Raw genomic sequence first — 11993 nt, forward strand, 5'->3', positions numbered from 1 at the left:
CTCATTCGACGTCAAACTGCATCAGGGTGACGGGGACGCCGGACGCATTGTGGAAAACCACCTGGTCGAAGCGCGCGCTGTGCACGTCGCTACCGCTGAGCTGCTCCACGAAGATACGCACCTGGGCGCTGGAGGTGCCGGCCGGCGCCGTGGCCGAGCCGACGAAGCCGCTGCCCGGCGCCGCATTGCCCGGTATGCCGCCCCAGACCGTGTCGCTGAGCGGATAGGCCGTGCCGATCACCGCGCCCTGGCCCTGGGCGCCGTCGAATGTGGATGAGCATTCGACGTTCGGGAAGAACGCCACTTCCATCATCGCGCGCGCCAGGCCGACGGTCTGGCCAGTCAGGAACTTGACGCGGGCGTAGTAGGAATAAGTCTGGCCTGCCGTCACCGGCACGCACTGAGCCAGGCCGATCTGCGAGCCGGCTTCTTCCACCGTGAACTCGGCCGAGCCCGACGTCGGCATTGCGTCGACATCGTCGGCATTCCACGTACGTGTACCGTCGCCGGGCGCGGTGGAACCGAAGTCCAGCCAGCCACTGAGGTCGGTGGCGAAACCGGTGTTGTTCACCAAGTTCTGCGCCTGCCCTTGCGCGCCCCAGAACAGGATCAGGCCGGCCACGAACAGATGAAGGTAATTACGGCGCACGTACACCTCCCATAGTGGACTTCCCCGATTGCGTTTTCGTGAAAACTGTCGAACGCAAGTCGTCGCGAACTCGCGCACCAATGCATGCGCCGAGACTATGCGCTGCGCCAGCGCCGTGCAACAGTCTCCATTTTTCACAAATCATTGACAAAACAGCGGCTGGTCGCGCTGGCGACATGACTTGTTCGACCTTACAACGACTACTTCAAGCAAACCTCCGCTCCGCTCGACGAGCGTTCTCGGATACCTATAAAGCAAGCCGTAGCGCCAACCGAATGCCCTTGAGCCAACGCTGCCCAAGCTTTTCCGCCCAGGCCGCAAGATCGTGCGCCGATCCGACAGCACGGTACCAGCCATCACCATAGCCGCGGACACGCAGCGTCCAGCGGGAGGAAGATTCTTCGATCCGGGCAAGCGCCACTGGAGCGCCCGCCGTTATCTTGCCGGGTTTTCCGGGCGCCAGAACACGTCCTGTCCAGTCGAGAATCTGCAGGTATTCCCCTGCGCTCAACGACAATTTCGGCAGCGGCGTCCCCATGACCGGCCGCATCGGTTCAGTGAGTGTTTCAGGCGAATTTCCACCTGTCGAAATCCGCTTATGCACACTGGTATGCGTGGACTCGTCCAGCCGCTCTACCGTGCCCGCCCGGATCGGATTGAGATCCACATAAGCCATAGCCGCCAGCACAGCACGCTCATCACAGAGAACCTGACACTTGAAACGCCCCTCCCAGAAACGTCCTTTACAGTCGTCTTCCCGATTGGCACGGCGTGCGATGGGCTCGGCCAGGCAGCGCATGAACCAGGACAGATTGCTCAGCCGCCTGCGGATCACGGCAAGCCGTTCAGGGTTGGCGACCAGTTGCTCACATCTGAGCTTCACATCGTCATCGCCGGCCGCAGGGAAAAGCCGAAGCCAGCGCGCCGCCACCTCGGCATCACTCCACGACGAAGCCAGCGCCGGATTGATCTGGACAACGAGGTGGAGGTGATTACTCATGATCGCAAATGCATGGATCGCCACGGCGAAACACTCGCCCAACAATCGCAAGCGATCCTCGACCCAGACTTTGCGATGCTCGTAAGATCGACCGGTATAGCGATCTTCGCCACAGAGAAAAGCACGGCGTACGCAGCGTTGAATGCAGTGGTAACACCCTTCGGCATCGGGTGCGACGAGATGAGATCTGGCAACGGTCATGGCCAACAGCATGACCGACTGCATAGGCGGATGCGTGAGGAATCATCCGGGGTGGTGGTCAGAGGATTCTGAGTTGTGGGTGTCCCGCTTATCGCCGCCTATCGTCTTCGATGGGTGTCCCATTTGTTGCTGTTGTTCGGCATAGGCGGATGCGTGAGGAATCATCCGGGGTGGGGGTCAGAGGATTCTGAGTTGTGGGTGTCCCGCTTATCGCCGCCCATCGTCTTCGATGGGTGTCCCATTTGTTGCCCCATTTGTTGCCTTCGATGGGTGTCCCATTTGTTGCTGTTGTTCGATGGGTGTCCCAATTGTTGGATTCGCCCCATCTGCAGCCCGATCCAATCAGCTGCAATCAATCGAAGTAGACCGAAACTCCCACTCCGCCCTGAATGTCGGCCGCGGCCTCGTTCAGACCAAAATCCGCCGAAATATCCAATTGCACGGAAGGTGTCGCCATCCAGGTGAACCCACCGCCCGCTACCGCCGTCGCCGCCACTCCGCTGCCATCGCTGTAACCGGCCTCGATGAAGGCGCCACCACGCTCGCCGAGGGCAAAGCCCATGCCCGGAGAAAATGTATAGGTTTCCACACCGTCAAGGCGATTTACGCCGGCATACAGCGACAGCGAACGCGAGCCGCCAAGATCGATACCAAGCGTACCGGCAAGATCGTACTGGGTTCCTCCTGCGCTGAACGCCGCATCGCCGGTGGCCAGAGTGACGCCGCCGAGCACGGCCCAGGAGAGGGTTTCCGACCCCGACGGCAACGCCGCCTTGAGCGCAACGCCCAGATCGCCGCTACCGTTGATGCTGCTGCGAAAGCCGGGACCGCTCGCACGCTGATAGTTGAACGCCGCGCCGCTGAGCTGCATTTCCAGCCGCGGCGCCAGGCCGAAGCGCAACGTAGTATCGGCGCTGTAGCTGCGCGAACGGACGCCGCCTTCGTCGTCGAATGCGAAATCCGGCAGGCCTTGTTCCAGCGACAGTGCGCCGACCGCAATCGTCAAAGTGGAAAAGGCGATGCCGGGGCGGTCGAAGGCCGGGCCTTCGTCGGCAGCGGCAGTATCAGCCGCAGCAAGCAACGAAAGCAGCATTGCCATGGAATGCAGACAGCGGCTGTAGCGCATTTTCTTTCTCCGCATGAATCCGCCTCTGCAGATCGCTGCCGGGTACTAAACAGGTTTGATGCCGCCCACGGGACAGGTTTCGATTCCACGCCAATGGGCGTGGCTCCGGCCAGAGCAGGATGCCAGTCCGCTGCCAAAAGGAAAAATCCGACCGGTGGATTTCCCGACTACAGAACCGACCATGCCAATCCAGCTGTGCGGAATGAACCACCAGCTTTCGCCCTGGATCCGTCGTTGCAGGTCGGACCCTGGCACGCTGCTCAGCCGACCGCCGACGCTTGCAGCCGCATGCAGGAACCAGTCGCGCGAAAACATCGGAACGTGCGCCATAGGCCCGGAAAAGCGCATGCTTTTGCAGCATGCCCGATCATCGTCGACAAAGTCCGCGGCGATGGCCAGTGCACGCGCTCGATTCCGCAGGCGTTCCGCCCGCGCCCTTGCCACAGCTCTGGCAAGCCTCGCCATCGAACACTGACACGCCCGGCCTCCGGTTCGCAGGATCGGAGCTTCGCGCCCCGCCACTACCAATCAGCGCGTATCCGACTCCCATCCTGCTTCCTGTCCCACGCGCGCAGATCATCGCGGATATGCGAGATGCGCTGCCGCCCCAGCGCGTTGCGTTCCTCGTCCAGCACCACCGCATCGAGCAGTTCGGCCAGGCGCTGGGCGGTGGGCAGCATGGTGTCCCAGGCATCCAGCGCGGGCAGCGGTCCAGGCAAGGCCATGAAGAAGCTCAGGCCCGGAGTGCTGAGTTCGTCGATGCGGCTCATGTCGAAATGGCCGGGCTTGACCATGTTGGCGACGCTGAAGATCGGTCCCAGCTCGCGCTTGCCGTCGACCAGGCGGTGGAAGATGCCAAGGTCGCCGAATTCCATGCCGCATTTTTCCGCCGCGACAACCAGGTCGCTGCCGCGGATGGCGGTGCCGGCGCGCGCAGCGATGAACAGGGTGACGATGCGTTCCACCGGCTGCTCGGGACGCTGGCCCAGGCTGGAGCGCGGCGGTGCGGCGAACAGATCGCCGGGGTCGCTGTAGCGCGGTGCGGTGCGGGCTGTGCCGGTATCGGCGTCGGTGTCGTAGTCCTCAGCCGGATCACCGGCGTCGTCGGTGGCGCGCATCGACGGCAGGCCGTCGTCCTCGGCATCGCCGCCGAGGGTGGGTTCGCGCCGGCCGGAGGCCTCGCCCTTGCCGCCGGCGACGCGGCGGCCCTGGCCGGGCTTGCGCGGCGTGCCCAGGAAATAGATCACGGCGAGCACGATCGCGCCCAGCACGATCAGGATAAGCCGCAGTTCGTTGGCGCTCAGGCCTTGCTGTTCCATGCCCTGTCTCCCTTGCTCAGGCTGCGCCGACCAGCTTGGACGCCTCGGCCAGGTCGACCTGGACCAGGCGCGACACGCCGGGCTCGCGCATGGTGACGCCGCAGAGCTGGTGCGCGGCCTCCATGGTGGTCTTGTTGTGCGAGACGAACAAGAACTGCACGTGTTCGGACATTTCGTTGACCATGTTGGAGAAGCGGCCGACGTTGGCCTCGTCCAGCGGCGCGTCCACCTCGTCCAGCAGGCAGAACGGCGCGGGGTTGAGACGGAAAATGGAGAACACCAGGGCGACCGCGGTCAGCGCCTTCTCGCCGCCGGACAGCAGCGAGATCGAGGTCACGCGCTTGCCGGGCGGCCGCGCCATGATGGACACGCCGGTGTCGAGCAGGTCGTCACCGGTGAGTTCCAGGTACGCATGCCCGCCGCCGAACAGGCGCGGGAACAGCTCCTGCAGGCCGCTGTTGACCTTGTCGAAGGTTTCCTTGAAGCGCTGGCGCGTCTCGCGGTCGATCTTCTTGATCGCGCCTTCCAAGGTCTCCATCGCGGTGCTGAGGTCGGTCAGCTGCGCGTCGAGATAGGTCTTGCGCTGGGACTGTTCCTCGTATTCCTGGATCGCGGCGAGGTTGACCGGTTCCAGGCGGCGGATCTTGCCTTCCAGTTCGGTCAGCGCCTGGGCCCAGTCGCCGATGTCGGCATGGGCCGGCAGGCCGGCGATGACGGCGTCGAGTTCCAGCCCTGCCTCGGCGATGGCCTGGGCGAGATTGTCGGCGCGCAGCTTGAGGCTGTGCTCGGACATGCGCCGCTCGGCCAGCGCTTCGCGGCGCTGGGTCAGCACGTGATCCACGCGCTGGCGCTCCTGCTCCAGCCGGCGCAGTTCCGCGTCGCAGTCTTCCAGCGCGCGGCGCGCGTCGACCAATTGGCGGTCGACCAGCAGGCGCTGGTTGAGATAGGTCTGCCGTTCGCCGTCGAGTTCAGTCAGCGGATCCTCGTCGGCAGCGAGTTGGGCGGCGATGTCCTGGCGGCGCGTCTCCAGTTGGGCGATCTGCGCCTGCATGCGGCCCAGCGCCTGTTCCAGCGAACCGATCGCGCTGCGCTTGGATTCCAGCGACAGGGCCAGCTGGTGCGCCTGCTCGCGCGCTTCGCGCGAGTTCATGCGCGCTTCCTCGCGCTGTTCCAGCGTGCGCCGGCGCTGGCTTTCCAGCTGCTGGCGCTGCTGTTCCAGGTCGCCCATGCGGATCACCGCCGCATCCAGGCGGCCGCGGGCTTCCTTGACCTGGGCCTCGTCCTCGGCCAGCTTGGCGGCGAGCTGGGCGATCTCGGCATCGACCTTTTCCAGCCGCGCCTGGGCCGTCTCGACCTTGCCGCGGTGACTCTGCAGCTGGCCGCCGATCTCGGCCAGGCGGCGGTGCGCCATGTACAGCTCGCGCTGGGCGTCGTCGCGCTGGCGCTCGCTTTCCACTTTGCTCGATTTCAACTCGTCCAGTTGTTCGGCCAGATCCTGGGCGCGCTCGTCCAGCGCCTCGCTCTGGCCCTGCAGGGCGTGAATCTCGCGCTCGCGCGCGAGCACGCCGCTCTGCGCACCGCCGCGGCGCAGCACGCGCACATGGCCGGCGCCGAACCACTCGCCGCTGCGCGTGATCACCGACTGGCCGGCGGCCAGTGCGGCGGCGAGGCGGCCCGCCTCGTCCAGATCCTGCGCCAGCTGTACCTGGGCCAGCAGGCCCAGCACCGCGGCCGGGCCGCGCGTGACGGCGGACAGGGTGCCGGGCACGGCCTCGCCGCCCTGGGCACTGGCGATCAGCACCATGTCGGCTTCGCGCAGGCCGGCAAGCTCGGCGGCGTAATCCTGCGGCGCCTCGACCAGCACGCCTTCGAGCAGGCCGGAAAGCACGGTCTCCACCGCGGTTTCCCAGCCCGCGTCCACGTCCAGCGCCTCGCCCAGGCGGCGCGCGTCGCTCAGGCCGGCCTGGGCCAGCCACTGGCTGGCGGCGCCTTTTTCCTGGCCCAGCGCGGCGTGCTGCAGCGCCTCCAGCGAGGCCAGGCGCCCGCGCAACGTCTGCAACTGCTGGCGCGTATCGCTCAGGCCCGACTGCGTGCTGCGCTCGGTTTCGAGCAGGCGCTCGTAGGCGGTCTTGCGCTCGTCCAGCAGCGCGGTCAGGGTTTCCACTTTTTCGCGCTGGTTTTCCTGCTCGTCGCCCAGCGATTCGGCCGCGGCGCTGAGCGCGCCCAGGTCGGCGGCGCGCTTCTCGCCTTCAAGGGTTTCCAGGCGGCGCGCCACGTCCAGGCACTGGCGGTCCAGGTAGTCCAGGCGGGTGCGCTCGACCTCGGCCGCGCGGGTGGATTCCGAACTGGAGGCCGAATACTGATCCCAGGCCTGCTGCCATTCGGCCAAGCGCGCCTCGGCGTCGCGCAGCACGTCGGCGGTGGCCTCGTCGGCCTCGCGCAGCGCTTCCAGGCGCGGCTGGCCCTGGGCGACGGCTTCGCGCAAGGTCTCGATCTGTTCCAGGTCGCCGGCGATGTGCTCGGCCAGCTCGCGGTGAGCGCGCTCGGTTTCCTCGCGGCTCTTGTCCAGGCGCTCGCGCAGCTCCCGGTTGTGGGCGATCTGCTGCTCCACCCGGGCGATGTCGGCGCCGACCTTGTACACCTCGCCCTGGACCAGGCCCAGGTGTTCGTTGGCGCTGTGGTGGCGCTCGCGGCTGGCTTCGATCTGGGCTTCGATCTGGCGCTGGTCGGCGACGAATTTCTCGATCTCGATTTCCGCCTGGCGCAGCGCATTGCCCTGTCCTTCCACCTCGTCGGCGATGGCGCGGTAGTTCAGTGCACGCAGTTCGGCTTCTTTCTGCTTCTGCTCGGCCTTGAGTTCCTGCCAGCGCGCCGCAGCCTTGGCCTGGCGGTTGAGGTGTTCGAGCTGCTTGTCCACTTCGTCGCGCACGTCGCGCACGCGGTCGAGGTTCTCGCGCGTGGACTTGATGCGGTTTTCGGTTTCCTTGCGCCGCTCCTTGTACTTTGAAATACCGGCGGCTTCTTCAAGGTGATGGCGCAGGGCTTCCGGATCGGATTCCACCACCTGCGAGATCATGCCCTGCTCGATGATGGAATAGCTGCGCGCGCCCAGGCCGGTGCCCAGGAACAGATCGGTGATGTCGCGGCGGCGGCAGCGCGCGCCGTTGAGCAGGTACTGCGACTGGCCATCGCGGCTGACCACGCGCTTAACCGAGATTTCGTTGAACTTGGCGTATTCGCCGACGATGGTGCCGTCGGAATTGTCGAACACCAGCTCGACCGAGGCCTGCCCCACCGGCTTGCGTGCGCTGGAGCCGGAGAAGATCACGTCGGTGAGCGAATCGCCGCGCAGGCGGCTGGCGGCGCTTTCGCCCATGACCCAGCGGATCGCGTCGATGATGTTGGATTTGCCGCAGCCGTTGGGACCGACGATGCCGGTCATGTTGGTGGGCAGGTGCAGCGTGGTCGGATCGACGAAGGACTTGAATCCGGCCAGTTTGATCGTGGTCAGGCGCATGGGGTTACCGCGGCGCACGCTGCTGGGCCGGAGCGGTGAACGCGGGAAGGCCCGACCCGGCCCTTCCTTCTGCCGCCGGCAGGCTCAGCGCATGCGCCTGCATTGAAGACTTGCCGTGTCCGACTGCCGCCAGAAGGCGCGGCCGGACGCCAGTTTCCCCCGCCGGAGGCCCGGCGCGTGGGCTGGCAGTATAGCCGAGGGTACCGGCGCCGGGGGCGCCGCCCGCACCGGCGGCGAGGCTGGCGCCCGTGCTCGGGCGCCAGTCATCTTCCGCGTAGTTTCAAATGTTTGCAGCGTATTGCTGGGACCGATTCCAGCTCTGCGGCGGGCTCAGCCCTGCTTGGCCGGGGCAGGCTGCGCGGGCGCTTCCGGCGCCGCTGCGGGAGCACCGGGGACGCCCGGCGTACTGCCCTTGGGGCTCTTGAGGTCCAGGATCACCGCCTCGGTGCGCATCTTCTGCATCCAGGCCTCGCTCTGGCGCTGCAGCATCAGCCGGCGCAGCTCCGCGCTGACATCGGCAAAGGCCGGCGGGGAAACCGGCTTGCTCGCGCTCAGGTGCAGCAGGTGCCAGCCGTACTGGGTCTTGACCGGCACCTTGGTCGAGTCGCCGGGCTTGAGGTTCTTGATCGCGCTGATCAGCTCCGGCGCCGGCAGCTGGATCAGGCGCACGTCGGTGAACTCCCGCGCCTGCTTGGCCTTGTCCTTCCATTCGGCATAGACCGCGGCCCAGTCCTTGCCGCCGAGCAGTCCTTCGGCCGCCTTGAGCGCATCGGCTTCGCTGGCGAACAGGATCTGGCTGAAGTCGTAGCTCTCGCTGCCGGCCTTGGCCACCTGCTCGTCGTATTCGGCCTTGACCACCTGGTCGGCGATGGGATGGGTGCGGTCGTAGGCCATCACGGTGGCATTGGCCACGCCCTGCAGGCGCTGGGCCTCGACCGCGGCGTTGAACTGGGGATCCTTGTCGTAGCCCTGGCGGCGGGCGTAGTTGGCCAGCAGCACGTAGTCGGACAGTTCCTTGATCGCCGCCTGGCGCTGCTCGGGATTGGACAGGTCCAGGCCGCGGCCGCGGGCGACTTCGTCCAGCAGGGCCGAAACCACGGGCTGCTCGTTCACGCGCAGCACGGCTTCGCCGCCGGAATACTGGATCACCGGCGCCTGGCCGCTGTCGCCGGAGGAACAGCCGGCCAGCACGGCGGCCAGCAGCAAGGGCATCACTCTACGCATGGCAACTCCTCTAGGAATTTCTGATCATGTGTCCGCAGCGCGGTTCGTACACTCGGCCGCCGGTCTGCACAACCCCGCCGCATGCCTACTCGCAGGCGTCCGGTCGCCCCTTGAATCCAGGGGTTCGGCGCAATCCCGGGCGGGATCCCGGCTTGTCCGGGGGAATGCCTACTGCTCCTGCGGCGCGCGCGCCTCGATGGCGAGCGCGTGGATATCGGTCTGCATCAGCTCGCCCAGCGCCGCGTAGATCAGGCGATGGCGCGCCAGCGGCGCCTTGCCGGCGAACTGCTCGCTGACCACGCGCACGCGGAAATGGCCGCGGCCGTCGCGCGCGCCTTCGTGGCCTAGGTGCTTGTGGCTTTCGTCGATCACATCCAGCTGCTGCGGCGCCAGGGCGGCCTGCAGCGCGCCGCGGATCTGTTCCAGCCGGGTCACGGCAGGACCTTCCGGAACGGCTTCACCGTCACGCCGGCATAGACGCCGGCGGCGACGTAGGGATCGGCCTCGGCCCAGGCCCGCGCGGCGGCGAGATCGGCGAATTCCGCCACGATCAGGCTGCCGCTGAAGCCGGCCGGGCCGGGATCTTCCGCGTCGACGGCGGGGAACGGACCGGCCAGCAGCAGGCGGCCTTCCGTTTTGAGCTGCTGCAGCCGCGCCAGATGCGCGGGCCGTGCTTCCAGGCGGCGCGGCAGCGAGCCTTCGGCATCCGTTCCTTCGATCACATACCACATGGTTCAGGTCCTTTCGCAGTCCGGCGCCCGCCGCGGCTGGCGCCGGCGGCGGGCGAGCGAGAAATGGAACCGGCGTCCCGCGGGGCGCGGAAACGCAGGGAATCCGCATTCTAGCGGATTGCCCCAGCCCGGCTGCGTTAAAGCCCTGTCAGTATCGCCCTACGGGTTCTGGTCGAAACCGTCGAGGAACAGGGTCGGCTCGATGCTGCGCTGGTCGCCATTGTCGGCCGGGTTCAGTTCCGTCTCCGCCATCGCCGGGTTGAGCGCGGCGCTGGCATCGAGCGTGTTCAGCGGCACGCCGGCCTGCAGCGGAATGTCGGCGAAGAACGTCACCGACGCGCCTGCCGCCAGCATGCCCGGGATCAGCGTATAGCTCCGGTTGCCGGGCTGGGCCGCCGCGCACAGGCCGGACTGGGTGGACTGGCAGCTCCAGCGCACCGGCGGCGCATCCTGCGGAGAAACAGCGGTGCGCAGGGTCGGCTGGCGCGCACCGTAGGTGCTGTCGTTGCGGAAGCGGATGCTGCAGCGGACGAAGCGCTCCTGCCGGTTCTGCGGCGCGCAGGCCACGTCGGTGCGCAGGTCCAGCGGCACGTAGATGCGCTGCTTCAGCAGCACGATTTCGTCGCCGGGCCGGGTTTCGCTGTCGTCGGAAGCGACGCTGGCGGAAAATTGCACATGATTGCGCGCATCGGCGGGAACGCTCATCTGCAGGAGGTAGTCCGCACTGCTGCCGGCGGCCAGGCTGTCCGCGAGATTGCACTGCGGGTATTGCGTACCCGCGGTGCAGCCGGCGGCGGCGACGAAGCTCAGGTTGTTCGCCGTGGCGACGGTACGCACGCGCTGCGCCGCATCCAGGCCGCTATTGGTCACCGTGACCAGCAGCAGCACATCCTGTCCGGGCACCAGGCTGGCGGTGGGGGAAATGGCGGCCGCGATACTGAGATCGACGCTGCCGTAATACCCCTGCGCCTTGAGCAGCGAACTCCAATCCGGTGACAGCGCGGCCGCGGCGGCGGTGGCCGCAAGCCCACAGGCGAAGAGCGCGCGGCGCAGGCCGCTGTTGCGTGCATTGGAATTCATTGACGTCCCTGATACGTGGTTGAAACAGCGGTCTGCCGCGCCAGTAGCCCCAGCAGCAGGGCTCCCAGCGTCCACACCCATAGTCGTAAAAAGCTGAGTTCCGTGATCGCGAGCAAAACGAATACGAGCAAGGCCGCTGCCGTCGCACACGCCAGCGGCTGCTCCTCGCAGCACAGGCGCAGCGCACGGCGCCGCATCGTCTCCGCCAGGGCCAACAGCGCCGCAAGACCGGCCGCACCCAGTTCCGCCAGCACTTCCAGCGCAAGGCTGTGCGGCCAGGGCGTGAGGCGCGGATCCACCAGGGCGGCGGCCGGCACGGCCGAGGACTCCCGGTAGGCAAGGACGAAATTGTGCAGTCCCACCCCCAAGGGATGTTCGGCGAAGACGTGCAGCGCCGCCTGCCACAGCTGCAGCCGCGCCAGCATCGACGGCAGCAGCGTCGCCGCGGCCATCAGCGCCAGCAACGCCGCCGCCACCGTCGCCAGCAGCAGCGGCAGCGCGAACAATCTGACGCCGCGGCGCAGCAGTTCCTGCGCGGCGAGCGCGAGCAGCACGGCGCCCAGCAGCGTCAGCGAATGCAGCCACAGCGCCAGCGCGAGCAACACGGCGGCGGCCGGCGGCCCTAGCCAGCGCGGCGCGGCGGCGCGCACGAAAGGCAGCAGACAGGCAGTCCAGGCCAGGTCGTTGGGCACCACCAGCCAGGCCGCGCCGCTATCGCGCACCCAGGCGGCGGGTTCGCCGCCCGGCTGGCGCCACGCGGCGAACGCAAGCAGCGCGATCTGGGCCGCGGCGGCCAGGCCCAGCGCCGGCGCGATCCAGCGCGCCAGCGCCGGCCAGGCATCGCCGCGCACAAGCAGGAACCACAGCGGCACCGCCGCAAGCACGGGCACGCTCAAGGCCAGCGAACGGCGCGGGTCCAGCCCCGCGAGCGAAGCCACGGCCGCCACGGCGAGAAAGGCCAGCAGCGACCATTCCAGCGCGTCCGGCGCGCGGCTCAGGTCGATGCGGTCGCGCCACAGCGCCAGCGCGGTTGCCAGCACCAGGCAGGCCCAGGCCGGCCCCAGCGTGACATCGGCGCCCTGCAGTGCGAGAAAGCCGGCGAGGCCTGCTGCACTGGCCAGGCCTGCCCCCCGCAGGCCGGCCACG

Annotated in this window: 10 protein-coding genes; all 10 read right to left on the minus strand. The window is 67.3% G+C overall.

Annotated elements, in window-relative coordinates; all coding sequences use genetic code 11:
• Position 1: 1 nt before the first annotated feature.
• A complete protein-coding gene (locus NM961_RS09415) occupies positions 2-649 on the minus strand; it encodes a hypothetical protein (RefSeq protein WP_255913948.1) in 648 nt (215 codons plus the stop codon).
• 247 nt (positions 650-896) lie between these two features.
• A complete protein-coding gene (locus NM961_RS09420) occupies positions 897-1862 on the minus strand; it encodes a transposase (RefSeq protein WP_255913949.1) in 966 nt (321 codons plus the stop codon).
• Positions 1863-2202: 340 nt separating this feature from the next.
• Positions 2203-2976 carry a transporter gene (locus NM961_RS09425; protein WP_255913951.1) on the minus strand — a complete coding sequence of 258 codons (774 nt, stop codon included), beginning with the start codon at positions 2974-2976 and terminating at the stop codon, positions 2203-2205.
• Between the two features lie 521 nt (positions 2977-3497).
• Positions 3498-4295 (minus strand): cell division protein ZipA, encoded by a 798-nt coding sequence (gene zipA / locus NM961_RS09430; protein WP_255913952.1) that lies wholly within the window; start codon positions 4293-4295, stop codon positions 3498-3500.
• A 16-nt stretch (positions 4296-4311) separates the two neighbouring features.
• On the minus strand, positions 4312-7812 hold the full coding sequence (gene smc, locus NM961_RS09435) for a chromosome segregation protein SMC (RefSeq protein WP_255913955.1): 3501 nt from the start codon (positions 7810-7812) through the stop codon (positions 4312-4314).
• 330 nt (positions 7813-8142) lie between these two features.
• Positions 8143-9036, minus strand: a complete 894-nt coding sequence (locus tag NM961_RS09440) for a peptidylprolyl isomerase (protein WP_255913956.1) — start codon at positions 9034-9036, stop codon at positions 8143-8145.
• Between the two features lie 168 nt (positions 9037-9204).
• Positions 9205-9471 (minus strand): BolA family protein, encoded by a 267-nt coding sequence (locus NM961_RS09445; protein WP_255913957.1) that lies wholly within the window; start codon positions 9469-9471, stop codon positions 9205-9207.
• Positions 9468-9767: a YciI family protein gene (locus tag NM961_RS09450; RefSeq protein WP_255913959.1), complete on the minus strand. Its 300-nt coding sequence runs from the start codon at positions 9765-9767 to the stop codon at positions 9468-9470. Before NM961_RS09450 ends, NM961_RS09445 begins: the two co-directional genes overlap by 4 nt.
• Positions 9768-9926: 159 nt before the next feature.
• Entirely contained in the window at positions 9927-10847 is a 921-nt protein-coding gene (locus NM961_RS09455; protein WP_255913960.1) for a COG1361 family protein, read from the minus strand.
• Entirely contained in the window at positions 10844-11992 is a 1149-nt protein-coding gene (locus NM961_RS09460; RefSeq protein ID WP_255913961.1) for an O-antigen ligase family protein, read from the minus strand. The genes NM961_RS09455 and NM961_RS09460 overlap by 4 nt, the downstream gene beginning before the upstream one ends.
• Between the last annotated feature and the right edge of the window lies 1 nt (position 11993).

Source organism: Tahibacter harae, assembly GCF_024437735.1.
GTDB classification, from domain to species: domain Bacteria; phylum Pseudomonadota; class Gammaproteobacteria; order Xanthomonadales; family Rhodanobacteraceae; genus Tahibacter; species Tahibacter harae.

Excerpts from the sequence above, each read along its gene's own strand:
- zipA (WP_255913952.1), bottom strand. The coding sequence starts at position 4,295 with ATGGAACAGCAAGGCCTGAGCGCCAACGAACTGCGGCTTATCCTGATC.
- NM961_RS09455 (WP_255913960.1), bottom strand. The coding sequence starts at position 10,847 with ATGAATTCCAATGCACGCAACAGCGGCCTGCGCCGCGCGCTCTTCGCC.
- NM961_RS09450 (WP_255913959.1), bottom strand. The coding sequence starts at position 9,767 with ATGTGGTATGTGATCGAAGGAACGGATGCCGAAGGCTCGCTGCCGCGC.
- smc (WP_255913955.1), bottom strand. The coding sequence starts at position 7,812 with ATGCGCCTGACCACGATCAAACTGGCCGGATTCAAGTCCTTCGTCGAT.
- NM961_RS09425 (WP_255913951.1), bottom strand. The coding sequence starts at position 2,976 with ATGCGCTACAGCCGCTGTCTGCATTCCATGGCAATGCTGCTTTCGTTG.
- NM961_RS09440 (WP_255913956.1), bottom strand. The coding sequence starts at position 9,036 with ATGCGTAGAGTGATGCCCTTGCTGCTGGCCGCCGTGCTGGCCGGCTGT.
- NM961_RS09420 (WP_255913949.1), bottom strand. The coding sequence starts at position 1,862 with ATGCTGTTGGCCATGACCGTTGCCAGATCTCATCTCGTCGCACCCGAT.